The organism is Candidatus Cloacimonadota bacterium (genome assembly GCA_020532085.1).
Lineage (GTDB): Bacteria > Cloacimonadota > Cloacimonadia > Cloacimonadales > Cloacimonadaceae > Syntrophosphaera.
The window spans coordinates 53,591-79,678 of record JAJBAV010000003.1 but is presented as its reverse complement, the minus strand read 5'-3'; the positions used below and the strand labels follow the sequence as shown (position 1 = coordinate 79,678).

At 57.8% G+C, this 26,088-nt stretch carries 19 protein-coding genes and 1 pseudogene; 17 read left to right on the top strand and 3 right to left on the bottom strand.

Going from position 1 to position 26,088, the window contains the following annotated elements:
• Positions 1-573, bottom strand: a complete 573-nt coding sequence (locus LHW45_01810; GenBank protein MCB5284313.1) for a PadR family transcriptional regulator — start codon at positions 571-573, stop codon at positions 1-3.
• Positions 574-751: 178 nt separating this feature from the next.
• Between LHW45_01810 and LHW45_01805 the strand changes: the two genes are divergently transcribed.
• The 6 genes and pseudogenes from LHW45_01805 to LHW45_01780 all read left to right on the top strand — a co-directional run bounded on the left by LHW45_01805 (position 752) and on the right by LHW45_01780 (position 4,697).
• Positions 752-1,231 (top strand): cytidine/deoxycytidylate deaminase family protein, encoded by a 480-nt coding sequence (locus LHW45_01805; GenBank protein ID MCB5284312.1) that lies wholly within the window; start codon positions 752-754, stop codon positions 1,229-1,231.
• Entirely contained in the window at positions 1,231-1,764 is a 534-nt protein-coding gene (locus LHW45_01800) for an ECF transporter S component (GenBank protein ID MCB5284311.1), read from the top strand. The genes LHW45_01805 and LHW45_01800 overlap by 1 nt, the downstream gene beginning before the upstream one ends.
• Complete coding sequence (locus LHW45_01795) at positions 1,761-2,684, top strand: hypothetical protein (protein MCB5284310.1); 924 nt, start codon at positions 1,761-1,763, stop codon at positions 2,682-2,684. Before LHW45_01800 ends, LHW45_01795 begins: the two co-directional genes overlap by 4 nt.
• A 5-nt stretch (positions 2,685-2,689) precedes the next feature.
• Positions 2,690-3,337: an energy-coupling factor ABC transporter ATP-binding protein gene (locus LHW45_01790; protein ID MCB5284309.1), complete on the top strand. Its 648-nt coding sequence runs from the start codon at positions 2,690-2,692 to the stop codon at positions 3,335-3,337.
• A gap of 92 nt (positions 3,338-3,429) precedes the next feature.
• Positions 3,430-3,978 (top strand): annotated as a pseudogene (locus LHW45_01785) (ATP-binding cassette domain-containing protein).
• Complete coding sequence (locus tag LHW45_01780) at positions 3,975-4,697, top strand: energy-coupling factor transporter transmembrane protein EcfT (GenBank protein ID MCB5284308.1); 723 nt, start codon at positions 3,975-3,977, stop codon at positions 4,695-4,697. The pseudogene LHW45_01785 and the gene LHW45_01780 overlap by 4 nt, the downstream one beginning before the upstream one ends.
• A 763-nt stretch (positions 4,698-5,460) precedes the next feature.
• On the opposite strand, the gene LHW45_01775 is transcribed toward LHW45_01780, so the two are convergent.
• On the bottom strand, positions 5,461-6,717 hold the full coding sequence (locus LHW45_01775) for a T9SS type A sorting domain-containing protein (protein MCB5284307.1): 1,257 nt from the start codon (positions 6,715-6,717) through the stop codon (positions 5,461-5,463).
• A gap of 48 nt (positions 6,718-6,765) precedes the next feature.
• On the bottom strand, positions 6,766-9,654 hold the full coding sequence (locus tag LHW45_01770) for a T9SS type A sorting domain-containing protein (GenBank protein MCB5284306.1): 2,889 nt from the start codon (positions 9,652-9,654) through the stop codon (positions 6,766-6,768).
• Positions 9,655-9,836: 182 nt separating this feature from the next.
• Between LHW45_01770 and bamA the strand changes: the two genes are divergently transcribed.
• The 11 genes from bamA (at position 9,837) to LHW45_01715 (ending at position 25,786) form a co-directional block, all read left to right on the top strand.
• Positions 9,837-12,107, top strand: a complete 2,271-nt coding sequence (gene bamA, locus LHW45_01765; protein MCB5284305.1) for an outer membrane protein assembly factor BamA — start codon at positions 9,837-9,839, stop codon at positions 12,105-12,107.
• Positions 12,108-13,055 (top strand): radical SAM protein, encoded by a 948-nt coding sequence (locus LHW45_01760; protein ID MCB5284304.1) that lies wholly within the window; start codon positions 12,108-12,110, stop codon positions 13,053-13,055.
• Positions 13,043-13,741 carry a 2-C-methyl-D-erythritol 4-phosphate cytidylyltransferase gene (gene ispD / locus LHW45_01755; GenBank protein MCB5284303.1) on the top strand — a complete coding sequence of 233 codons (699 nt, stop codon included), beginning with the start codon at positions 13,043-13,045 and terminating at the stop codon, positions 13,739-13,741. Before LHW45_01760 ends, ispD begins: the two co-directional genes overlap by 13 nt.
• Before the next feature lie 11 nt (positions 13,742-13,752).
• Positions 13,753-16,500, top strand: a complete 2,748-nt coding sequence (locus LHW45_01750; protein ID MCB5284302.1) for an SIS domain-containing protein — start codon at positions 13,753-13,755, stop codon at positions 16,498-16,500.
• Positions 16,501-16,503: 3 nt separating this feature from the next.
• A complete protein-coding gene (gene ispF, locus LHW45_01745; protein ID MCB5284301.1) occupies positions 16,504-16,980 on the top strand; it encodes a 2-C-methyl-D-erythritol 2,4-cyclodiphosphate synthase in 477 nt (158 codons plus the stop codon).
• A complete protein-coding gene (gene mobB / locus LHW45_01740; GenBank protein MCB5284300.1) occupies positions 16,977-17,726 on the top strand; it encodes a molybdopterin-guanine dinucleotide biosynthesis protein B in 750 nt (249 codons plus the stop codon). Before ispF ends, mobB begins: the two co-directional genes overlap by 4 nt.
• A gap of 3 nt (positions 17,727-17,729) precedes the next feature.
• Entirely contained in the window at positions 17,730-18,347 is a 618-nt protein-coding gene (gene thiF / locus LHW45_01735; protein ID MCB5284299.1) for a sulfur carrier protein ThiS adenylyltransferase ThiF, read from the top strand.
• Complete coding sequence (thiS, locus tag LHW45_01730; protein MCB5284298.1) at positions 18,344-18,550, top strand: sulfur carrier protein ThiS; 207 nt, start codon at positions 18,344-18,346, stop codon at positions 18,548-18,550. The genes thiF and thiS overlap by 4 nt, the downstream gene beginning before the upstream one ends.
• Before the next feature lie 28 nt (positions 18,551-18,578).
• Positions 18,579-19,250, top strand: a complete 672-nt coding sequence (locus tag LHW45_01725) for a hypothetical protein (GenBank protein ID MCB5284297.1) — start codon at positions 18,579-18,581, stop codon at positions 19,248-19,250.
• A 297-nt stretch (positions 19,251-19,547) separates the two neighbouring features.
• A complete protein-coding gene (locus LHW45_01720; protein ID MCB5284296.1) occupies positions 19,548-22,427 on the top strand; it encodes a PD-(D/E)XK nuclease family protein in 2,880 nt (959 codons plus the stop codon).
• Positions 22,424-25,786, top strand: a complete 3,363-nt coding sequence (locus LHW45_01715; protein MCB5284295.1) for a UvrD-helicase domain-containing protein — start codon at positions 22,424-22,426, stop codon at positions 25,784-25,786. The genes LHW45_01720 and LHW45_01715 overlap by 4 nt, the downstream gene beginning before the upstream one ends.
• Positions 25,787-26,088 lie beyond the last annotated feature (302 nt).

The following is a 26,088-nucleotide window of genomic DNA, read 5'->3' as shown; positions in this document are numbered from 1 at the left end:
TCACACTCCTTTATCTGTGAAAAAATCATGATGGTCGTTGGTGAGAACATCGTCCAGAAGCTCTTTGAGGGTCTGCATTTCCACGCGGTGGTGGCGCAGCCCCAGGTTCAGGATATGGTTATGGGTAAAGGGCAGTTGGCCCACTTCGGGCAATTCGTGGTAAACGCTGTCCTGGGCCCGCATCATCTTGTTTTTCAGCTTCGCCAGCCGGTTTTGGATGGCTTCCGCCAGAAATTCCCGGGATACGGTCTGCCAGGCAAAGGAGAGGGTGAGCCACCAATCCTGGGAGTTGACGCTGGCAGAGCTCAGATTCTGGCGCACCATCTCGGCCAGGAATTTACGGCCCTTGGCGTTGATGTGAAACACCGTGCGGGGCGGATTGTTGCCTTCGGTGATCTGTTCGCCCCGGATATGCTGGGAGGCGTCCAGGTCCTGCAAGGCTTTATAGATCGAAGGCAGCTTGATCCCGGCCCAGACGGGCAGGCCGAAGCTCTCGGTGACGTGCCCGATCTGATATCCGTACATGGGTGCCCGGTGCAGAAAACCCAGCACCACCAGTTTCGGTTTGGACATGCGTTTACTCCTTTGGCTACTATTATTACGCAAACTATTATAAGATATAATAGTCAATCTAATAGTATGGCCGGATCTGGCAAGTTTTTTTTCTGACTCTCCTGCAGGGCGGTGGAAATCACGCTTGACAGAAAGGCACCCCCGGCAAAGCTGAGCGCAAATCCCCTCCAAGGACGTTATGATGAACAAGCGACCCTCCTGGCAGCAATATTTCATGCAGATGGCGGTTCTGGCCTCCTCGCGCAGCACTTGTCTGCGCCGGCAGGTGGGGGCTGTGCTGGTGAAGGACAACCAGATCCTCTCCACCGGCTACAACGGCAGCCCCAAAGGCGTGCGGCACTGCTCTGAAACCGGTTGCCTGCGCGCCCAAAACAATGTTCCTTCAGGCCAGCAGCACGAACTTTGCCGCGGCCTCCACGCGGAACAAAACGCCATCATCCAGGCCGGCCTGAACGGCTCCAGCGCCCGCGGGGCCACGCTCTACTGCACGCATCAGCCCTGCAGCATCTGCGCCAAGATGATCATCAACGCCGAGATCCGCACCGTGTATATCGCGGATACATATCCCGACGTGCTGGCGGAACAGCTGCTGGCCGAAGCGGGAGTGGAACTGATCCACTACGACATGGGCACCGGCAGAATGAAAAAAGTGCTCTGATGTTCAAGCGCTTCAGTACCCGAGACCTGATCGTCATCGCCGTCCTGGCCGGGATCGGCCTGGCCGTGAAGCCCATTGTGTCGCCGCTTTCGAAGATGATCACCATGCCCCTGATGGTGCCCGGAGGTTCATTCACCGGTGGATTGTACATGCTCTGGCTGGCTATGGCGGTGCTGATCGTGCGAAAACCAGGCACCGGCTTCATCTTTGGACTGCTGCAGGCGCTGGTGACCCTGGTGATGGGCGTGCGCGGCAATCAGGGCCTGCTCACTCTGCTCAGCTACACCCTGCCGGGCATCCTGGCCGACCTCATCCAACCCCTGGTGAAAGATCCTGCCAGGCTTTGGCCGCATCTGGCGATCTGCGCCGGGGCCAATATCGTCGGCGCGATGGTGGTGGCCATTGTGCTGTTCCGCCATCCTTTGCCCCTGCTGCTCATCGTTCTGGGGATGTCGCTGGCTTCCGGGCTGATGGGCGGCTGGATCTCCCGCAGCATTTACAAACAATTGAACTACTACGAGTTGGTGGAATGAAAAAACTTATCTTAGCCCTCATTTTAGCCACGGCTGCCCTGTTGGGAGCCATCACGGTAACCGGCCCCGCCGGATTGTCTCAAAACTTTGCCTATCAGCAACTGGCCTCCCTGCCTCGGGAAGAGTTCCAAACCATACGGGAAAAAGATGGCCTCACCAAAACCGACACCTGGCAGGGCATCCGCTTCGACAACTGGCTAAAAGCCAAGCTGGATGTGCCTTTCAAAATCATCCGCCTGGAATCCGCTGATCGCTATCTGGTGAGTTTCAGCCGCGTGGAATTCGACACCCTGACCTGTTGGCTGGTCTTTGCCCAGAATGGCAAAACCTTCCCCGACAATGGCCTGCGCATCATTTTTCCCGCCCTGCGAGACATGAAATGGGTGCGCGACCTGGACCGCGTGGTGCTCGAGGACTTCGATCCCCTGCAAATGCCCAAACGCTTTGAGTTTTTGGATGACCGGCTGGGATCCGCCGCCCTGGTGGAAGACCCCGCGCCGTTCATCAACCTGAGCGGTTATTACTTTGCCGACCTGCTGCCGCTTTCGTCCCGGGAAGACACTTTGGGCGCAATACTTTATAGCGCCGACGGCATGAAGCTGGCCCTGGAATATCCCCGGCATCTGCGGGGTGCCGTGCTCGAACCCACCGACGAAGGTTTCAACCTAAAAAGCCCCGTCATCCCAGGCGGCATGTGGCTGAAAAACATCGTTTACATCCAGTTGGGTGATTTCGCCCTCATCCATCCCGGCAACCTGGACGCCCTCATCGCCCTCAACCGGGTGCTGGACTGGAAGCTGGGTCCGGACGTGCATTTCATTGTCCAAAAAGGATATGGGGCCGAGAAAATCACTCTGAACGACATTTTGGCCGAGCCAGGATTGCTGGATGACGCCCTCTCCTTTGAACTCGTTCCCTGATCTGGATGCTGCAAGTTGAAGGGCTCAGCCTCAGATATCCCCGGCAGGACCGGCCTCTGCTGCGGGACCTCAGCTTCTGCCTGGCCCCGGGAGAACTGCTCTGGCTGAAAGGCCCCAACGGCAGCGGTAAAACCAGCCTGCTCAACGCGCTCAGTGGCATCGTCCCCCAGCGGGTGAAGGCTGAGCTGATCGGCTCTGTAACGCTATTCGATACAGATATTTGCGCCCTGCCTCTGAACGAAAAATTCCGCCATCTGGCCTATCAGATGAGCGATCCCGACCATCAGATTTTCTTTCCCCGCATCGAGAAAGAACTTTCCTTTGCCCTTGAAAACGGCGGCCTGCCGGCGGCTGAGATGCTGAAGAGGATCGGGCGGGCGCAGGCAAGATTCGGCCTGAGCAAGTTTGGCCAGGTGGAGCCCGGCCACCTTTCCCGGGGCCAGAAAAAACTGCTGGTGCTGGCCACCTGCGCCGCTCTGGACCCGCCTCTGTATCTGCTCGACGAACCCAGCACCGCCCTCAGTCAGGAGGCTCTGGAACTGCTTGCCAAATGGCTGCGGGAAATCCTGAGCGCTGGACGCATGGTGCTGGTGGCGGAACACAACCCGGTTATCGGCGATTTGGCCACCGCTACCCTGGAATTCGCAACATGAACGCCCCCCTCTTTCAACTGCGGGACTTGGATTTCGCCTATCCAAGCCATCCGCCGCTGCTGCGCAAGCTATGCTTGACTGTTTGCATGGGTGACAGGATCCTGCTCACAGGCACCAACGGCAGCGGCAAAAGCACGCTGCTGGATCTGCTGGCGGGCATCCTCAAACCCAGCTCCGGCATGCTTCTGCTGCTGGACAAAGCCCCGGCTGAACAGAGTCCCGAGGCCTTTCTGGACCTGGTTTTCCGCCGCCAGAAAGCTGAAGATGACCTCTTTGGGCTGGTGCCCCGCCACGATCTGGAAGCCTGGCGGCTGGCCTGGCCGGAACGCTTTTCCGAGCCTGTGGTGCAAGGTCTCAAAGATCCTCTTTTGGACAAGCTTGATACACCTTACAGCCGTCTCTCCGCGGGCGAATTGCGCGCTTTCACCTTGCTCTGGCTACCCCTGCTAGTGGACAAATTCTGGCTGCTTGATGAGCCCACCGCGGGCTTGGATCCCAGCCGGAAGCAGCGGTTTGGGGAACTCTGCGCGGCCAAAGAGGCTCCCGGCTATCTCATCGTGAGCCACTCCGGGCTGCTTCCCAACAGCCTTTTCACCCGGGTGCTGAGTTTGGAAAACGGCGCTCTGAAGGAACTGGGGTGAGCAGCCAGCATCCTCTCGTGGTGATTCTGGCCGCGCTGTGGTTCAGCTCCCTGGCCATTTTCATCCCTGATCCAATCTGGCTTGCGGTTCTTCTGCTGCTCTGCCTGCTTTTCCGCGGCTCGCTGGTGGGTTTTGAGCTCAAACTCTGGGTCCGGCAGATCGGCAAATTCATTCCGCTGATCGCTTTGGTAATAATATTCCAGATCATCTTCAGCGATCCGGGCATTAGCCTGAAGGGCGGACATTATCTCGATCTCAGCGGAGCCGGCTTCAGAACTGGCGTGAACGTTTCCCTGCGCCTGCTGATCGTGTTTTTCAGCGCCCAAGTCCTGCTCAGGCTCAGCTATGAGGATTTCGATCTCGCTTTCCGCGCTCTGCGCCTGCCCGAAGAGCTCTGCTTCATGGTTTTCTATGTGGTCCACCTCATCCCCGCGGCCACCGGACAGATCAAACACAACCTGCGCCTGCTGCATCTGCGGGGTATTGATCTAAACAAGCTGCGCTGGAAAGCCAAACTTCAGCTTTACCAGCGGATCTCGCTTACCGTGATAGCCGGACTGTTCTCCGGAAGCGACATCCAGGCCACCGCGCTGGATCTGCGCGGCTTTCGCAGTTCCGGACCCAGATCATGCCTCCACACCCGCAGTTTCGGCCTTTCCGACCTCGCTCTCACATTGGTGTTGGCCGGAGTTACATCTCTTATCATCATAACAATTTAGGCCAGCTTTTCGGCAGTTACTTTTGGCTCTCTTTCAAATCGATTGGGTGGCGAGAACGGCTGGATACAGATTTTCTCCCCCCCCCCCCCCCTCTCCCGCTCCGTCATTCCGGGCGGTGAGGCTGGAGTCGAGTGAGTCAAGAGCATCGACTCCAGCAGAGCCAGACCAGGAATCCAGACGGTCCGGGTAATGCCCTAAAAGGGTGTCGCTACAGACTGCGTCCGAAGCGACCCCGCCTGGACTGGCTATTCCCGCAAGGGCTGAATTCTATTCACCCCACTGGCCAACAAGTTGTCCGGCGAGGACCCCTACGGATCTCCGGCGCTAAAGCACCTGCGTCCGGAATGACGAATCAATATGTGTTGGGTTAATGTTCTTCAGTCATTTTGTCACTCTACCCACTCGTTTGAAAGAGAGCCTTACTTTTTTTATTGGTTTCATTTACATGCTCCGGGTTTCCACCATTTCCATAAGGAATCGCTCTGCTGTTACCCACTATATTCGGAGGGTTGGGAAAAGGTCTGACCGCAGATCCTGGACAATCTTGCCGGCACCGCCCTCATTTCACTTCCCATTCACATCCCAAGAGCCTCCCGCTCACTTCCCGCCTGAGATGCGGGAAGTGAGCGGGAGGCGGACAAGAGGCGGAGGGGAGAGGGCTCAGGGCGGGTCCAGGCAGAAAAGCCGGGATCATCTTCCAGAAAGGATTGCGGCATGTGCCTGCACAGGAATGCTTACTGGGAAAGGGTTTTGAAAACAGCGGTCAGCGCAAAAGCAGGAAGCGCGCTGTTTCCGAGCTTTTGGAGGATCCCACACGCAAAATATAAATGCCGTTGGGCAGGCGTTCTCCGCGGGAATCGACCGTAGGCAATTCCAGATTGGCCGATCCGGCGGGAAGTTCAGGAAAAGCATCCTCCCGCAGCAGCTGTCCGCGCAGATTGTAGAGCTTCAGTCCGACCGGTCCGTCCGGGAGGGCGTGGAAATGGACCCAAGCCTTGTCCTGCACGGGATTGGGACTCACCCGCAAAGAGAGCGCCGCGGGGATGAGAGGATCGCTCACTGCGGAATTTCCAGAATGGCCAAACGTGAAATTAACTTTGAGATAAGGATCCGCGTCCGGAGCAAGCTCTGAACTTTTGGGCAAACCCTCGCTGGTCCAGGTAAAATGGCCATCGCAGCAAGTTGCCGAAGCCCCTTCCGCCGAGAAAGTGAGATCCAGCGCCAGGGTGTCCGGCTCGGTCCAAGCGCCGTTGAGATATTCCCTGCGAAGTATGGAACTTATCACCTGGCTGTCGTTCAGGTATGGAAAAGGCGGCAGTTCCGGGGAGCCGCAGGTATGGCGCCAGGGTACGTAGGAGCTATATTTTTCAAACTCATAGCCGTCCGGGACCGCCTCATCGCCATAAATATATTCATAGCTGTGGCGCGGCGTCCAGTTCAGTGAATCGTTGGAACTGCTAACGGTTTCCGATAAACGCCGGCCTCGGTGGTCCAGAGTGTATTCGTAGTTCCAAAATTCCAGCGGCCAGTTGACCCGGCGGGTTTTTTGGACCAAGCACAGGTCGGAATTGTAGAAATAGCGGATCTGCACTTGGGCATAGGGAGCCCAGGGATTTTCGGAGAACCGGTCCTCGAGGTAATGGCCTGAGTTGCTGATCCGGCTTACGCGGTAGCTGTTGCCACCGGTGTGGTCATAGCCGGGGGAGCGGACCAGCACCTCGGCGGGGTCGTAATCCACCAGGCCCAGGAACGCGTAGGTATTGTCCTGATGAGTTTCGAGATCGGGTTCCATCCAGGCATCCAGCTGCCAGCGGACAGAGATGATCCGCAGCGGTTCCAGGGGATCGGAATAATAACTGTAACGCTCGTATGACCAGCATCCAGAACCGTTCACTCCGCCGCCGGAGGAGTTGAACTGCAAGCCTTTCAAGTGGAAAAACTCCGGCTGAGACCAGGCTACGCCGGCCAGCAGACAGAAGAGAAGCAGGACTGTCCAGCGCGCTTTCGAGATATGCAGCATGATCACCTCCCTGCTCTTTACAGGCCTGGCTTTCGGCCAGGCTGTGAATCATTTTACCAGGCTGATCTTGCGGGTGAGGCTCCCTCCCGCGTGTTCCATCCTCAGAAAGTAGATTCCGTTGGCAAGAGGGTTTCCGCGTTCGTCCCGGCCGTCAAATTCGAAGCCGTGAACTCCGGAGTTTTTTTCGCCTTGGAAGATGTGCCGGACCACCTGGCCGCGAAGGTTGAAAACACTGAGGCGAAGCGGGCCTTTATCCGGCAGGGACACCCGTAGACCGGCAGTTTCGCGGAAGGGATTGGGCCAGATCTCCAGACCCGTTTCCAGAGTTGGCGCGCCGGGGTCGCCGGCAGCCGTGATGTCGATAAGTTCAGGGATGATCTCCTGCAGGAAAGCGCTCACCCCGGGGAACTGAGCGAAATAGAGAGGAAATCCGAAGAGGATGAAAACGGAGCCGGTGGCCTGATCGTCACGGCGCAGAGCGGCGCAGGCGCCGTTGCCCTGGGCGGAGGGGAGCATGTTGGCAGTGTAGAGGGGGTTGGCAACTCCGCTGAAAGTGTAAATGTAGGGCAGCATGCCGTTCCAAGCGGGGACCAGCTTGTCCGGATCGATGGTGATGTCCGTATAGGAGTTGGATTGAGCGCTGATCAGGCTGGGCGAATTGTCGTAGATGAGGCTGATGTTTCCGCCAAAGCGGTTGAGAAAGCTCTCCGAGAGGATGGAAGCGGTTTTCCAGCCGGAGAGGATCACTTTTCCGCCCCCGATGAGATAGCCGCCAAGGGTGTTAAGATGGTCAATGAGCTGGTTTTGGGAAAAATCGTCCGCGTGCCAAAGCACCAGCTTGTATTCGCCCAGCGCGCCCAGCGGAGGCAGGCCCAAGACGCCCACATCCCACTGGGTGAAAGCGATGGGGGAGAGGGCCGCGTCGTAAAAGGCGTCCACCATGGCGTCGTCGGGATTGATGTTGGCGCCGTTGCCGTCGCGGGTTTCATCCACCACCAGCAGGTTTTGGGCAAAACTGAAGGTCACCGGAGTGGCAGGCAGGGGTTCAGACATTATGCTGATCCAGCCAGCAGGGTCCACCGCCGCCACGGCGTATTGGTAGCTCACTCCGTTTTGAGCGCTGAGGTCGGTGTAGCTGAGTCCGCTTACAGGTTCGGGATTCAGGAGCAGCCATTCCTCCGGGCCGCCCAAGGTCCTGCGGTACAGGTTGTAATCCAGGCTGCCGTTATCCAAAAAGGGATCCCAGGCGAGCAGCACTGAGGAGTTCGAGGGTAGGCATTCGGCCAGGACGGGTTTGAGTTCTGTGATGCCCCGCAACAAGGTCCAGTTATTGTGATTTGGGGTCAGAACAGCGGTGGGTGACAGTTCGTTCCAGAAATTATTGACAGTCCATTCGGGGGTGGCCTCCACCAGCAGGGAATCGCTTAACACGCCGTTATTAAAGCGGAACGGCACCTCGATGTGGAAGGGGGTGGAGGTGTTGGAGATGGTTTTGGCGATGATTTTCAGGGGCGAATCGCTGGCGGGGTTGTTCCAGACGCTGTATTCAAGGGCGGGGATCCCGGCGCTGTATATCCACTGGCTGAAAAACTGGCCCAGGTCCTGTCCGCTGATGTTCTGGGCCATGGCCTGGAACTCGGCTGTAACCGCGTTTCCATGCTTGTAGGTGTCGAACCAGGACTGGAGCAACTGGAAGAACTGGGCGTTGCCAAGTTTAAGGCGCAGCATGTGCAAAACGGAGGCGGCCTTTTCATAGGAAGGCGGGGCGAAATAGCTGTTGAAATCGGGATCGTAGATGGTCTGAGGATTGCTTCCCTCCCAGTTCAGATAATACTGGTGATAGCTGGATGCCACGTAATCGCAGGCGGCTTGCCAGCCCTCGGTTTTATCCGTCCAGAGATGTTCTGAATAGGTGGCGAAGCCCTCGGAAAGCCAAACGTCGTTGAAATCCAGGAAGGACACTGCGTCGCCAAACCACTGGTGGGCAAGCTCATGCGCGATCGTGAGCTCATAAGCTCCCGTGCCGGTGATGATATAATTCCCCAGGGTGGTCATGGTTTGGTGCTCCATGGCGCCGTAAGTGCTCATCGCCACCACCGCGTTGCCATATTTTTCAAAGGGATAGGGCCCGAAGATCTGGGAAAACCAGTCTATCATGTCCGGCAAATTGGCCAGGTCCACCAGGGCGTTGTTATACTGGTTTTGCATCACGAAATTCTGGATGGGCAGGTCTCCGAAGCTTTGGTTGATCTCCACGTAAGGGCCGCAGGTGACGCAAACCAGATAGGTGGTCATGGGATGGGATCCGGTCCAGAAAGTGGTGGAGTTGCCATCGCCGTTGTCCACGATGGATTCGCGGATGCCGTTGGCCGCCACCTTCCAGTCGCTGCGCAGGGTTACGCGCAGATGGACGATGGCCTTGTCCCAGGGGTGATCGTAACAGGGCCACCAATAGCGGGCGGCGTCGGGGTCGGAGATGGTGAACACAGTGTTGGTGTTGAAGATCATGCCGATGTGGTAAACATTTGGAGAGAGCTGAGGTGTTCCGGAATAGAAGACCTGGGTGCTGAAAGTCTGGCCCGCGGGGATGTTCAGGCTGATGTTGATGATCCCGCCGGTGTGGGTGAAGGCGGCTGGCTCACCATTCACCAGCACCTCGCTGACACTCAGTCCCACCAGATTGTAGGGAATGGAAGTGAGGTTCTGCTCCGCGAGGACGGTGGCGAGCACATTTCCGCTGATCTGCTGGGCGGCATGGTTGATGTTCAGAGTGAGGTCGTAGGATTGGACGTCGAATCCGGTGAGGGAATCGGCGCGGGCTTCAAAACCCCGGCTGGGCGCCGCAACCCAGGGTTTGCGGGCGGCAGTGGGCTCCGCCCAGGCGCAGACGGCCAAGGCCAGGGCCAAAGCGGCAAGCAGGGCCGGTCTAAGTTTCATGTCGGATCTCCTTCCCAAAGTGGTTTGGACATTGCCAAAAAGTGAAGCAATAAAGTTTCCAAAGCCGGTTATTTCTGTCAATGACAGCTGGAAGAAGCCGCAAGAACGCGGGGCGGCAAAAAAAACTCTTTACGAAAAAGCGGCCTTGCCAGAAATAGGCGTCAACTCTCAAGGGAGGAGAAATGCACATTTTCAAGAGGTGCCTGGTGCCCTGCCTGATGCTGTTGATCAGCTGGGGCAGCCTGTTCGCGGCAGGCGAAACGATATATGAGATCATCGTGCGCGGCAACAAGGCGGTCTCACCCCAGATGGTGACCACCGCGATCACCCTGCGCACGGGCGATCAGCTGGACCCGGAGGAAGTGGCCCGATCCATCCGGCAGCTCTACAAGATGCGGATGTTTGCGGACGTCCGGATATCCACAGAGCCCTATCGAACAGGCGTGAACCTGATCGTGGACGTGGTGGAAAACCCGGTGCTGGCCTTCATCGAATACGAAGGGATGAAAGCCGTGAAAAAGGACCGGCTGGACGAGCTGCTCACGGTGCGTGCGGGCTCGTTCTGGAGCGACTATCAGAAACACGAGCTGGTGAGCAAACTCACCGCTGAATATAACAGCAAAGGCTTCAACAACGCCGAGGTGACGCTGAACGAGCAGACGGACGCTGAAGGCAAGGTGCGGGTGAAAGTGAGCGTGGTGGAAGGCGGGCGCCTGGCCATCAACGCCGTGACCTTCGTGGGCAACGAGAATTTCGACGACGCCACACTGCTGAAACGGATGAAAACCAAGCCCGCGAACATCTTCCGCTCCGGGCGCTTCGAACAGGATAAGTTTGGCCAAGACCTGATCAAGCTGGCCGATCATTACAAGAAGAACGGCTACATTGACGTGAAAGTGGGGCCGCACGAACTGATCTCCACCGGTGAGAAGACCCAGGAACTGGTCATCAACATCAGTGAGGGGAAAAAGTACACTTTTTCGGGCATCTCCGTGATCGGCAACGAGCATTTCACCACCGGGAAGCTGCAGGAAACCTTCACCCTGAAAACGGGAGAACCTTTCGACCAGACCAAGTTCGACGAACAGCTGGGCAAGGTTTACACGCTTTACTACGACGAGGGTTTCATCTACACCGAGATTGGCCAGGACATCCAGAGGGCCGACAGCACCCTGACCATCGTTCTAAACGTGAAGGAAGGCGCTCGCGCCCGGATCCGCCAGATCCACATCACCGGCAACGAACGCACCAAGGACAAGGTGCTGCTGCGCGAACTGGAAATCGCGCCGGGAGACTATTTCCGCCAGAGCCAGGTGATCCGCAGCCAGCAGAACATATACAACCTGGGCTTCTTCGAGCCGGACATCCGGCTGGATTACACACCAGTGAACAAAAACGGCGACATCGACCTCCAGATCGACGTGATCGACAAATCCGCCGGATCGGCCAACGGCGGGGTGGGCTACAATAGCCAGGACGGCTTTGTGGGCCAGCTTTCGCTGAATATGAACAACATCATGGGCAACAACTGGTCCAGCAGTCTGGCCTGGGAGTTCGGCGGCAAGACCCAGGATTTCCAGTTCAGCTTCACCAATCCCAATCTGATGGACAGCGACATTTTGCTGGGCTCCTCACTCTACTATACCACCAAGGACTGGAGTTCCTTTTTCTACAAGATATTCACACGGGGCGCGAGTGTGCGCCTGGGCCAGTATCTGCCCTGGATCGACAGGACCCGGCTGGTGGCGGGATATTCGCTCTATTCAAAGAAATACGAGATCACCAGCCCGACGCAGATCGATACTGTTTACAACGCCAATCTGATCGAACTGGCCACCCAAGGCTGGCGCTACACCAGCGCCGTGAGCGCCACTGTAAGCCGCGACACGCGCGACAACATCTATTTCCCCTCCCGCGGCACGCAGATGACGCTGTTCTCGGAACTGGCGGGCGGCATTCTGGGCGGCAACTTCGATTATTTCAAGCAGATAGCCCAGGTTAACTGGTACATGGAACTCTGGCGGGAGCTTACCCTGCGCACCAAATGGCGCTTCGGCTATATCACGCCTTACGGCTCTTCCACAGACGCTCCCCCGGACGAGAAATTTTATCTGGGCGGAACGGGGGTGGACGGCATCCGCGGCTACGCGGACCGCAGGATCGGGGTGGATGAGGACGGAGACGGAGTGATGGACACTGGAGGCACCCGCGAGATCATCTTTTCCACTGAACTGGGTTACCCCATCGGCAGCGACCAGATCATCGGCCTGGTCTTTTTTGACGCCGGCGATGCCTACAACAAGCTGCGGGACTTCAATTTCCTCAAATTCAAAAAGGGCGTGGGGGCGGGCATCCGCATCCAGAGCCCCTTTGGTCTGATCGGCTTCGACTACGCCTACAACCTCGACGAAGGCACCTGGGAGCCGCACCTCCAGTTCGGCACCACCTTCTGAATGAAATACAAACATCTGTTCGGTCCGGTCCATTCCCGCCGGCTGGGTTATTCCCTCGGTGTGGACCTCGTTCCCTTCAAATATTGCCCCCTGAACTGCGTCTACTGCGAGGTTCAGAGCACCGACCACCTTACGCTGGAACGCCGGGAGTTCTTTCCTTTGGAAGAGATCACCGGCGAGCTGGGGGATTTCCTCAAAACCAAGCCGGAACTGGATTACATCACTTTTTCCGGAGCGGGCGAACCTACGCTCTACAGCCGCATCGGCGAGATCGTGCGCTTCATTAAAGACGAATATCCCGGCTATAAGCTGGCCCTGCTCACGAACGGGACCTTGCTGAACAGCTCCTCCCTGCGCCAGGAAATCCTGCCCTGCGACCTCATCCTACCATCCCTAGACGCCTGCCGTCAGCAGACTTTCAGGATAATCAACCAACCCCATCCCGCCTTGACGGCTGAGGGACTTGTGGAAGCCCTGATCTCGCTGCGGGATGATTACCAGGGGCAGATCTGGCTGGAGGTCTTCATCATCGCGGGGATCAACGATTCCGAGGAAGAACTGGCCTGTCTCTGCGGAGCGATCGCAAGGATCCGGCCGGACCTGGTTCAGATCAATTCCCTGGACCGTCCCGGCGCGGAAGCCTGGGTGAAGGCGGCCGGGGATGCCGTGCTGACCAAGGTTTTGAACTACTTTAGCGCCCGGCTGGACATGCCCGTGGAAATCATCGCCAAAACGCATCAGGATAACCTCGCGGTGGCTGTCCCGGAGGATATTGAAGCAGCCATCGCGGCAACTCTCAAGCGCCGGCCCTCCACGGCGGAAGACCTCTCCGCCACCCTGGGCCTGCACATCAACGAGGTCAGCAAGTTTCTGCGCCAGCTGCACGCGGAGCAAAAAATCAGCGTAAAGCGCGAACACAGGGGGATCTTTTACTCATGGAAGCAATGACCACGGCGATCGTGACCGCCGCCGGTTCCGGCAGCCGCATGGGCGGAAACGTCCGCAAACAGTGGCTGCGGTTGGGCGGCATACCCATCCTCATTCACACCCTGCAGAAGTTTTTCAATTCCGCCTATGTGGACAACATCATCGTAACCGCCCCGGAAGAGGAGCTGAGCTACTGTGAAGACCTGATCCGCGGATATTTTGAGGACGCCCTGAAGCCCTGGCTGGTTGTAAGCGGTGGTATCGAGAGGCAGGACAGCGTGTTTGGCGCCCTGCAAAACTGCCCTCCCGAAACGGAGTTCGTGTTCATTCACGATGCCGTGCGGCCCTTTATCACGGAAGACCTGATCGGAGAACTGCTGGAGATCGCGCGCAGAGACAAGGCCGTGATCCCCGTGGCCAGGCTCAAGAACACCATCAAAAGCATCCAGGGCGACCATGTTGAACAAACCGTGCCCCGCCACAATCTTGTGCAGGTGTTCACGCCTCAGGTTTTCTCCTACAAGCTGATCCTGGCCGCCTACGAGCGCGCCTACCAGGAAGGCTATGTGAGCACGGATGATTCCGCTTTGGTGGAACACAACGGTGGCCGGGTCCGCTATAAATTCTGTTCGGACCTGAATGTGAAGATCACCGACGAGGTTGATCTGTTCTTCGCCCGGCAGATCCTCGAAAACAGCTTGATCTAAAGGAAGCAAACATGCCCCGCCTGTATGAGCTCTACAATAATGCCCTGCGCAAGTTCGCGGGCTGTTTCAAGGATATCCGGATGCCTTTGCCTGTGCCCGGTCTGGGTTGCGGAGTGCTGGGTCTGGCTTTGCCCAAAACCACGCTGAAGCTGGGAGAATACGCCTCGCGCCTGCTGCGGGCTTTGGAATACCGGGGTTTTGATTCCACCGGCGCGGCTTTTCAGGGCGATGGCGAAAACATTGTCCTGCTGAAGGATGTAGGCGCGCCAAGCACCCTTGTGAAGACACTGGGGATCGAGAAGCAGGCAGGAAAGCTGTTCTGCGGACAGGTGCGCTGGGCCACCTTTGGCAATGTGGACAAGACCAATGCCCAGCCGCACGAGGTGAAATGCAAGCGCCATCTCTACGGCGCTCACAACGGCAATATCACCAACACCCGCGAACTAAAGATCTGGCTGACCAAAGAAGGCCACACCGTTCTTTCGGACAACGATGGCGAGATGCTGGTGCACAGCGTGGAACACTTTTTCGATATCGAGATGGACAAAGCCGGAAATCCGGTGGACACGGAGCTCAGAAAAGCCTGCATGCGCCGGGCCATCATCAACACAGCCGAAAAGATCGTGGGTTCTTACGCGGCGGTGGTGGTGGATCCCGCCACTCAGACGATGTGGGCCATCAAAGCCGGCAGTAGTCTCTATTTCGGAGTGGGCGAGCTGGACGGCATGCCCTTCAAACTGGCCTCCTCCGATCTCACCGCGGTGCTGCGCTACACCAAATTGCTGGTGAATCTGCGCGAGGGCGAGTTCGTGGAATTCACTTCCGCCGGCTATAATATCCACGCGCAAAAGAAGCTCCGCTTCAAGCGCGTGAACGCCGCCGACGAAACCTACGCGGCGGGCGACCTGATCGACACCAAACCGGTGCTCTCCAGGCTGCGCGCCGAAGATGTGGAACTGCAGCCGGAGTTTGAGTATTTCATGGAGCAGGAGATCTTCGCCCAAGTGGAATCCACCGGCAAGCTGGTGAAACTGTTCCAGGGCGGATCGAACTCTGGCAAACGCATGCTGGAACTCATCCGGCGGGAAAAGCTTGATGATCTGCTCAATGCCAAGCTAAAAGAGATCTTGGACTGCCATGACCTCGAGGAACGGAACACCGTCTTCAATGCGCTGCTCGCCTCCGGGGAGATCGCCAGCTTCTTTGAGGCCGCCCAGGCCACCTACCGCGCCATTTTCGAAGTGGCCGTGCAGGAGGATTTCGAAAAGAAGTATTTCTTCTCCAACGATAAGAACACCTTTATCGACCTGATCGGCCCGGAATACGACATCCGGCGGCTGATCCTGGCCAAGGCCTTCGACGCGGTATCCGAAAGCCACAGTGTGCAAGAATTTGAGCTAAGCGTGCAGGGTTTTCTGGAACGGGTGAAAAACACCATCAACCACAGCCGCAATGCCTACTCCATCGCCTGCGGCACCAGTTTTCACGCCACCAAGATCGGCGCCCTCTTTTTCAACGAGATCGCGGGTGTGGAGATAATGCCCATCCTGCCGGGCGATTTCCGCGGCGAATATTCTCGCTGCATCAAGGATAACGACCTCATCATCGGCGTATCCCAATCCGGTGAGACCAAGGACCTCATCGACATCTTCAACGACCTCGAAGCCAGCAGCGTGAAGGCTTCCCAGGTGGTGCTGGTGAACAACCTCAATTCCACCTTGGGCGTGGAAAAAGGCGACCTCGCCATCCAGATCCTCTGCGGACCGGAGATCGCCGTACCCGCCACCAAGAGCTTCATGAATCAGATCACCCTGTTTTACTACCTGGCCATCCGCACCGCCAAAATGAAACTGCAGGAACTGTCTGGCCCTGAAAGCGAGGAACGGCGCCGGGAGCAACTAGCCAAACTGGAAGCGCGGGAACAGACCCTGCCGCAGATACCCTCCCTGATCCGCGAGACTTTGGAAAACACCTCCGACATAATCGACTCCATCGCGGCCCAGATCTATATGGAGCCTTCGCTGCACATCCTGGCCACCAAAATCAGCGGCGTGGCGATGGAAGGCGCTCTCAAGATCCGCGAAACAGTGCTCAATCACGCTGAGGGCCGCGAAGCATCTGAATTCAAGCATGGGCCAAATACCATCCTTGGCAAGAACACGGTTTACGGATTCAAGCACCTCCGCAGCTTCATGCGCGCCTTCAGCGGGGTGATCGAAAACCTGGATGGCAGGGCTGAAGAGCAGAACATCAGCCGCAAGGAAACCCGGGACATCTACAACGCCCTGGTGAACTACATGTTCACCGGCAATCTGCCCTTCAATCTGTCGCCAGCGGCGGACAGGCTGTTCCACGCCACCGTGGACAGCCACGACTTCTTTGAATCCCTCTACCGCAATTATCCGCTCATTTACGTCACCGGCCCCGAAACCCGCGACGTGAATCTCTCCATTTCGCAGATCAACACCCATAAGATCCGCGGCGCCAACACCTACGTGATCGCCGAGGAAGACGAGCGCCTGCTCAAGAACGCCAGCGACAATCCCCGCGAGGGAGGACGCTACGGCTGGGGCTACGTGATGCTGCCCAAGACCGGAGACGGACTTCTGACCTGCTTTTCAGCCACCGTCGCCCTGCAGATGCTGGCCCTGAAAATGAGCCTGCGCAAGATGAAAAAGCTGGACAAGCTGAACATTCCGGACCACGGGGTGCATCCGGATGTGCCTAAAAACGTGTCCAAATCGATAACGGTGGATTGAGCCATGTTTCGCATCGGCCACGGCTACGACGTTCACACCCTGGCACCGGGACGCAAACTCATCCTCGGTGGGGTGCAGATCCCCTTTCATCTGGGACTGCTGGGTCATTCCGACGCTGATGTGCTGGTCCACGCGGTGATCGACGCCCTGCTGGGAGCCCTGGCTCTCGGCGATATCGGCGCTCATTTCCCCGATTCCGATCCCGCCTACGCGGGCGCCGACAGCCGCGACCTGCTGCGCCGCACCTACGCGATGGTGCGTGAACGCGGCTGGGCGCTGGCCAATCTCGACTGCACCGTCTGCGCCGAGCGGCCCAAACTCCGTCCATACATCGACGACATGCGGGCCAATCTGGCCCTGGACCTGAATACCGGCCGGGACAACGTGAGCGTGAAAGCGACCACGGAAGAGGGTTTGGGAGTTTCCGGAGGCGGAGGCGGGATGGCTGCGCACTGCATTTTGCTGCTGAGGCGAGTGTGAAAGCGATCGGGATCATCGGCTACCATCACAGCGGCAAGACCACCCTAGCTGTAGCCCTCATCAGCGCCTTGGCGCAGAAAGGTTTTCAAGTGGCCTCCATCAAGGACATTCACTCCGAGGCCTATCGGGCCGACAGCGAGGGCAAAAATTCTTGGAAGCATGCCCAGGCCGGCGCTTCACAGGTATTTGCCCGCGGCTTGCGCGATGCCGCCCTGATCCTGGATCAACCGCCTGACCTGCCGCGGATGCTGAGTTTGCTCAGCGCCGAGTGGCTGATCATCGAAGGCATGAAAGATGCCGCCGTGCCCAAGATAGTCTGCGCCAACGACACAGCCCAGGCGGACGAACTGATCGATGAGACGGTTTTTTGCCTCTGTGGCCGGATCTCGGGCCAAACCAGCAGTTACAAAGGCCTGCCGGTGTTTTCCCTCGAGGAACAAACGCCGCAACTGATCGAACTTGCCGTCAGCAAAGCTTTCGATATCCTGCCCCACAGCGCTCCGGAGTGCTGCTCCGCCTGCGGAAAAACCTGCTGGCAACTAGCCGCGGACATAGTGCAGGGCCGGGCCGGGCGCTCCGACTGCGTTTTGGACAGCCAGCAGGATCTCGAACTTGAGATCGGCGGCCAGCCCCTCACCATCGTCCCCTTCGTGCAAAACCTGCTGCGGGACATCATTCTGGGTTTCACAGCCAACCTCAAGGGAACCGACAACGGCGGCGACATCAGGATTCACATCCGGAGATGAGCCGTGGACAAGCTATACACAGAACTCTTTTCCGGGCATGACCCCAGCCAGCTGCAAGTTTGGCAAAAAGCCGTGGTGGGCATAGCCGGGGCCGGGGGCTTGGGATCGAATATCGCCGTATCCCTCACCAGGGCAGGTATTGGCAAAATCATCATTGCCGACCACGATTCGGTGACCACCGCCAACCTGGCCCGTCAGCAGTATTTCCTCAACCAAGTCGGCTTGCCCAAGGTGGCCGCGCTGAAAGACAATCTACGCCACATCAGCCCTTACACCAACGTGGTCATATATCACATCAAGGTAAGCCCACTCAACATCGACAGCATTTTTGCCCAGGCGGACATCATGCTGGAAGCGTTTGATGCTGCCGCGGAAAAGCAGATGCTGATCGAGGCCTGGCAAAGCCTCTTCCCCCAGCGCTATATCATCGCCGCTTCAGGCATTGCCGGGGTGGGGAAAAACGAATTGATCCACACCGAGACTCTGGGCCGGTTGATCATTGTCGGCGACGGCGTTTCCGAGCTGGAGCCAGGAATAAGCCCGGTTTCCGCGCGGGTGGCGACAGTGGCCAATATGCAGGCCAACCTCTGTCTGGAACTGCTTCTGGAGGCGGCGAAATGACGCCCTGCGTCACCGTCAACGGGCATCAGATAAGCTGGCGGGAAGGCATGACGGTGCGCGACGTGCTCACCGCGATGAACTACACTTTCATGATGCTGGTGATCAAGATCGACGGCCAGTTGGTGAAAAAAGCTGACTGGGATACCACGGAAGTGCCTGCCGGGGCGGATGTAAGCGTCTATCACCTGATCAGCGGCGGCTGAGCCAGAGCGCGTCGCTTCACCAAAAATCATGACAGGCTCGAGCAAATCGCCTCTCCTCCTGCCGGAAACATACCAATTCCTGCTCAATCGCAATGGCTGCCAAAAATGGTGGCCGGGCCAGACCCGGGACGAGATCATCATCGGCGCAATCCTCACCCAAAGCGTGGCCTGGGGCAATGTGGCCAAGGCTTTGGCCGCACTCGCGGAAAGCGGCATCACCACGCTCGGGGATGTTCACGCCACGCCTGTGGAGATCCTGGCCCCGCTGCTCCGCCCCAGCCTCTACTACAATCAGAAAGCTTTGCGCCTCAAGGGATTTGCCGATTTTTTGGCAGAAACCTGCGGCTTCGATCTGGACCGCTTGTTCACGGAAGACCTATCGGACCTGCGCGCCAGGCTGCTTGCCCTCAAGGGCTTGGGGCCGGAAACGGTTGATTCCATCCTCCTCTATGCCGGCGGGCTGCCGGTCTTTGTGGTGGATGCTTACACCAAAAGGCTTTTGTCGCGGCTCGGCCACGCGGTGGAAAGGCTGGACTATCACCAGCTGCAGGATTACATCTGTGCCCGCATTCCCCAGGAGGTCACCCTCTACAATGACTTTCACGCCCAGATCGTCCGCCAGTGCAAAGATTTCTGTAAAAAGACCTCGCTTTGCTCTGGCTGTCCTTTAAGGGCTGTTTGTCCCTCTGGAACATCCTGAATGCCCCAAGCCGGGCTGGCTCCAAGCCCTTTCAGATCAGTCCATATCAAGCCTCCCGCCTTATAGCCGCATCAGATGCGGTGATTAGGCGGGAGGCGAATGAGGGCGGGACCAGAGGGCCATAACTGCCAGGCTTGCCCGGCCTCCGTTCCAGCCATGGCTTGATAAGAGGCGAAAAGGGCCAGAGAAGTTGAACTGGGCGGATCAATAGCCTTCGTCATTGAGATTGGGAGGATTTCGGCTTGACAGAAAACCAGCCTGGTCCGAACGTGCAAAAAAGCCATAGGGGAGGTTTCTTTGCACGCCCTCATCAATATCTCTTTCAGTGAAGACCTGACCGCAGCGGCCGTGAGCCAGGTCAGGGACGCCAGCATTTTGGTCTTTCCCACCCGCATTTCCGCTGCCAGGGCCAGGCAACGCTTCATGGAAGGCTGGGCCCTGCAGGATTGCGAGTTTGTGGCGATGGAGGATTTCAAAGCCGCGCTGCTGCTCCCCTCCCTGCCGCGGATCAGTGACGACAAGCGCTTGCTCTGTCTCTACCAATCCTTGCTGGAGGAAGACCGGGAGTATTTCCACATCAACGGCTATTTCGACATCGTGGAGTGGGGCGGCCACTTCTTCCAGTTCTTTGAGGAACTTTGCGACGAAAACGTGGACAGCCAGATCCTGCACGACCTTCCCGGCCGCGCCCAGATGACGCTGCTGAACTGGCAGGAGGATTACCTGCTCCGGGTTCTGGAGATCCGCTCCCGGTATCAGGGCAAACTGGAGGAACTGGCCTGCAGCGATCCCATCTTCACTCGCCGGGCCGACCGCGCCCGGGTTCATTTCTCCGGCCGGAAAGTGGTTTTCGTGAACCAATATTATTACAGCCGGCTGGAAAAAGCGTTGCTGGATGCTTTGGAACATGCCGGCAACGAGGTGCTGGTGCTGGCGCAGGCCCCGGCGGAAGAAAACCGTGATCTGGAGCCACCCCGCATCGACCTGGCCAGCCTGGAAGCGGCGGAATACAAGCTCAGGCAACTGGAGATCGTGGAATGCGAAAACGCCGAACAGATGGTGCTGGCCTTCCTCGCCAACCATGCCCAGGCCAGTGGGGAAGAGGGTGATGCGGTGATCGTGGACAGCCATTTCAACCAGGCCCATTACCGTGATTTGTTCGATCCTGCCCGCTTTGCCATCCCCCGCTCCGAATCCATCGTTGGCAGCAACGTCTTTCAGCTGCTGCGTGTTTTCCAAAGGCACCTGGAGGCGATGCAGGCCACGCTGGAAGAATCCTTCCTGCCGCTGCGACTCATCCTGGATGCCTGCGCGCAAGAGGGTTTTCTGCGCTATCACGGGCTCTCAGCCGCGGATAAGGCCCCGCTGCTGGAAGAGCTGAGATACATGCTGCAAAAGGATATCCTCTACGTGGACAGCGAGCTGCGGCTTTTGAGCAAACTTTACCGCAAGCAGGGTTTTCCCCTGCTTAGGGTGGTTTTGCACAAACACTTTGCCCTCCTCCGCCAGCTGGGCAGGATCGCCCGGCCCAAAGACCTCATCGATTTGGTCGACATTCCTGAGGGTCTGCGGATCCAGGACCTGTGCCGGGAAGAGGAACTGCTGCACAGCGATATCCTGGATGTCTTCTACGAGCGGCTCTCCAACTTTGCCAGCCTGGAAAACCTGGCCATTGTAAGCGACTGGGAAGCGCTCTTCGGCTGCGGCGGAGTGAGCCTGGCCGCGGCCATTCTGCAGCTGTTCCTGGAATCCCTGGGTAGCGGCAAGTTCAGCTTCCAGCAGGCTTTGGAGGCTGAATCCCGCGTGGAGGTGAGCAACCTGTTGGATCTGCGCGACCTGCAGCACCACAGCGTTTACTTCTTCCATGCCACCGAGGGGGAAATCCCTTCAAATCCAAGCCCGGTCTGGTTGCTCAACGAAAACCAGCGCGCCAGTCTGGGCCTGAAAAGCTATCCCGACCTCCGCGAGCGTGAACGCTACTATTTTCTGCGCACCGTGCTCACCAGCAGGCGTTGCGTGATCTTCAGCTACCGCGACCAGGAAAAGGACATCGAGCCGGGCAGCTTTGTAACCGAACTGGTTCAGGCCATGGCGGACGGCGCGTTGCCGGAGGTGAACAGGGAGAAGCCGGAAGAGCAGACAGTGCAGCTGGCGCCGCGGATATCCAAACTCTATCTGGCTGGCTTTGAGGCTGCTCCGGACCCCGCGGAGAGCCTTCCCGGGCTCGCCGACAAGGCCTTCTGTGGGCTGGACCAGCCGGACGGGGACTTTTTCACTCTGCCCTGTTCTCCCCAGAAAGATTTTGGGGCGGGCGGGCGCGTCCACACCAGCTATTACAGCCTGGCCTGGTTCAAAAAAAACCCCTTCGCCTGGTATCTGGAGCATCTGCGCAAGCTTCCGGAACTGGAACTGCGTCCGCAGGAAACCCTCACGCGCAAACTCTTTGGCAGCATCATGCACTCCTTTCTTTCGTCTGTGCTGCTGCCTCTGGCCAGGGAGGAGGCCGACCTGCCCGGTCTGGAAAAGGCTTTCACGGATTCCAAAGGCCTGGCGGAAGCCTTGGGCAGGATCTTGAACGACCCTGACCAACTCTACCTCTACAAGATCCCGCAAAACTACAACCACGAGTTTCTGGTGAGCATCATCTCGGACAATCTGGTGGAATCCATTCGCGAGTTTTTCTTCGAGTTTCTGAAACCCCGGCTGCAAGAAGTTTCCTTCCGGCTGATTCCGGAAGAGGAATTCATGACCAAAGAGGAAAGCGAAGGCCGCAAGCTGGTCTGCGTGACCCATGGGGACCGGGACTATTCGCTCTGGATTCACGGCAAGGCGGACCTGCGCGTAGAATGCCCGGAACTCAATTACATCGTGGATTTCAAGACCGGCAATGGCGACGACGGGCAACTGATCTTCTATGAGTGGCTGTACTATCTGCTGGACGAGGCCTGGCAGGGCAAGGAATTGCAATCCCTGTTCTGGCTTGTTTTCAGGCAGGAAACGGGTGGCAAAAAGATCACTGACAAGCGCCGCCAGGACTGGCGGGAAGGACTGGAGGATAGCTTTAAAGACGTTCTGGATCGGGGATTTACCCTTGGCAAAAAAGCCGGTGACCGGGAGAAACTGGCCGCTGTCACCCGCGCTGACCTGTTCCGTGCGGACAAGGGAGGTGAGGCATGAGCCAGTTTTCCAGCAAGATCATCACCGCCAGCGCCGGCACGGGCAAAACCTATCGCCTCGCCCTGGAATACATCCGCGTCATTCTGGGCTTCTACGGCAAAAACCAGGATTTCAGCCTGGACAACATCCTTGTGCTCACCTTCACCAAAAAGGCCACAGCGGAGATCCGTGAAAGAATAAACGCCCATCTGGCCTTGCTTTGCAACGACAAACCGGCCACGGACAAGATCGCCCGGGAGCGGCGCGGTTTGCTGGACAGCCTCTGGCCGGATAAGGCAAAGCCGGAACTAACTGACCAGGACCTTGCCCTGCTCAACCGTGCTCTGCGCGCCCTATCCTCCGACCGCAAGCAGCTGCAGGTGATGACCATCGATGCCTATATCAACAGCGTTTTCCGCAACATCGTGCGACCCCTGCGCAGCATCGAAAATTTCGAGATCGACATCAAGGCAGTGGATAAACGGCTGCCCTTTCTGCTCCAACACCTGATGCGGCCGGAATTCAAGTCCAAGCTGGACAGCCTGCTCAGCCGCAAGATCAGCCCTTCGCTGGACGAGTACCGGCACTTCTTCAAATCGCTGATCGAACAGCGCTGGCTGCATTTCCAGATCAGGAAGGGAGAGCGGCAAACTCCGGCGGAGGGAACTCTCTGGCAGCTTTTCAAGCAAGGCGATCCCGCGGCGCGGGATCAGCACCGCGCGGCCATCCGGGAAAATCTGGAACTTCTGGTCTCCCTCATGGAGCAGAGCCGGCCGGACCTGGCGCCGGAAGAGTGCGTCGTGGAGAAGTTCCGCAAGCTGTTTCCCCTCTTTCCGGATACCTTTGCCGGGTTGCGGGAGGCCCTGGCCAAACTCTGTGACCGGCCCGACGGCTACCTCCGGCTGTTTCAGAATTGCCCCGAAGGCAAGATCGCGGACTCGAACAAATTCAAGCGCAAAGGCCTGGCGGAGGTGAAACAGACCCTCCTGGAACTGCAAACCGGAATTTACGGACATCTGGCCGATTTCTTGCTGCACACCCACTTTTTGCCCGAACAGGAGGAGATCCTCTCGGTCTGGTCGGCCATTCTGGCGGAATATGACAAACTGATCTACCGCTACAAGAACATGACCTATGACGACATTTCCTGGTTCACCCTGGAAGCGCTCTTCAGCACTGACCCGCCTCAATTCGACATGCAGGAGGAGGCCGTCGCCACCGAATTTTACCAGTTTCTGGCCCACCGCAGCCGCTTCATTCTGATCGACGAATTTCAGGACACTTCGCTGATCCAATTCGCCATCCTCAAACCCATCATCGAGGAGATCACCAGTGGTGAGGGCACCAAGGATTTTGGCGGCATGATCGTGGTGGGGGATGAAAAGCAGTCCATCTTCGGCTGGCGTGGCGGAGAACGAAAGCTGTTGCTCAATTTGCGCTCCATCTTCGGCGCTCTGAGCGATCTGCGGCTGGAATCCCTGGATAAATCCTACCGCAGCAGCGAACTGATGGTCTCCTTCGTCAACCGTGTTTTCAGTTCGTCCCTGATCAGCAATCGGTTGCGGGAGTTTGAGTTAAGCTGGTATTACAAGCCGCTCGAGCATGCCATGAAAGAACTCGATCCCCAAACCCGGATCGAATTTCGCGCCTCTGCCTATTCCAAAAGTGAGGCCGGAAAAAGCCTCGGCAGCATCCACCGCGATTTTGTCCGCGATTTCATCAAACCCCACAGCCCCAAGGACAGTCGGGAAAGCATGGCCCTGATCTGCCGCACGGGCAAAGAGCTGGCCGCCTTCCAGCCCTTGCTGGATGCCGCGGAAATCGGCAGCATCTATCAGCCTTCCAGCACTTTGCCTGATCACGCCTGGGTTTCACCGCTGCTGGCGTGGCTGCGCTGGCTGGCCTGGCGTGATTGGCTGGATTTTCTGGAGGTGCTGCGCTCGAACTACATCCTGCTCAACGCGACGGAGCTAAAGAAAGTCGCGGACGAGCTAAGCGTAGCCCGGGAAGCCGGGCTTGAGCCGGATTTCTCTGCCTGTCCCCTCGCGGCTGGGCTTTACAAACTCTCCCAGGAGCAGTCCGGATCGATCTCCCAAGCCTGCCGGGCGCTCACAGACCGTTGTCTGCCGCTGCGCAAGGGGGCCGCGGCTGAGTCTGCCAACCCCCAGGCCTTCGAGCGCGATTATCTGAACATCCATGCCTTCCTCAGTCTTGTACGCGACTTTGAGCTGGCCACCACCCAGAAAGATGTCAGCATTCCCGCTTTCCTGGATTATCTCACCGACAACGACGGCCAGGATTTCCTGAAGCAGGTTTCGGTGGAGGGCGGAGGCTCCCTGCAATTGCTAACTGTACACAAATCCAAGGGCTTGCAGTTCGACCGCGTGTTTCTCTTTTACAACCTCAGCAGCCGGGGCGGCAACGATCATGCCCATCTCAAGGCCTACGCCGACTTCACCGGGGCCGATTTTCAGGACCTGCGTGATTTTGGCCTCACCTACCACTATGCCGATGTGATCAAGGCTTCCAGCCACAAAGCCTTGGCTGAGAGCACCGAGAACCGCGCCCTGCTGGAGGAAATGAACAACCTCTACGTGGCTTTCACCCGGGCCAAGACCGCTCTGCACATCTGTTTTGCCTTTGAGGGCAAGGACGGCTGGGGAAAATACGTGGAGGATAAAAAGAGCGGCAAACTCAAACTTCCGGTGCTGGTGGCTGCCGCGGCGGAGGAATTCTTTCAGGCTGAAGCCGTGGTTCCCACAGAGGACGGGACCTACATTTGGCCGGAATCCCAGCCTCAGCCGGCGGAGGGAGAAACCAAAACCCTCAAACAAGAGGGCGTCACTGTGGCCGCTCTGGCCAGAGTTTTGCCGTCCAGGCGAACAGACCGCTTTGCCGGCCTTCGGCCCAACCTGCTCGAAGAGCATAAAAACTGGAAAAAGATTTGGCTGGAAGACCGCCAAAACCTCTTCGGTGACCTGGCTCACCACTATCTCAGCTTTGTGAAACTGGACCTGCCCGCCGAGCACGACTACGCCGCCAAACAGTGTCTGGCCCGCTTTGGTTCGCTGCTTACCCGGGAACCCATCCAGGCCCGGATCCAGATCCTGCGCTCGAACCTGCCCCAGGAGCGGATCTTCCCCTCCGGCTACGATAAGGTTTTCACCGAATTCACCCTCTGGCATCAAGGCCGGGAACACCGTATCGACCGCCTCTTGCTGGACACCACGCACAAACGAGCCCTGATCCTGGATTACAAGACCGGCGACAGCAGGGAGGAAGGGCAGTTGCAGCGCTACAAACAGGCTTTGCTGGCCCTGCCCGCGATCCGGGACCAAAACTACCAGGTGGAAACGGAGTTCGTGGATCTGAAGATCTGAGGCCCAAACCCAGATAATGCCCCTGAAGTTCATGAGGCATATGTAAGCTTTTATCTAAGAGTAGCTTATGTAGCCTCATGGACTGCAGGGGCCGGTTGGCTGGGGTTATCCGCAACTCATTCTGGAGGCTGGAGTTAGCAGAATTCTGCCAGCTTGATCCGCCCTAAGCCCTCTCCCGTCCGCCCCTTGTCCGCCTCCGCCTCAGTTCCCCTTGGGTGGGCGGGAACTGAAGCGGAGGCGAATGGGAAGTGAATGGGTGGTGTGATCAGGGCGGGGCCTGCGCTTTCCAATCCTGAAACTGG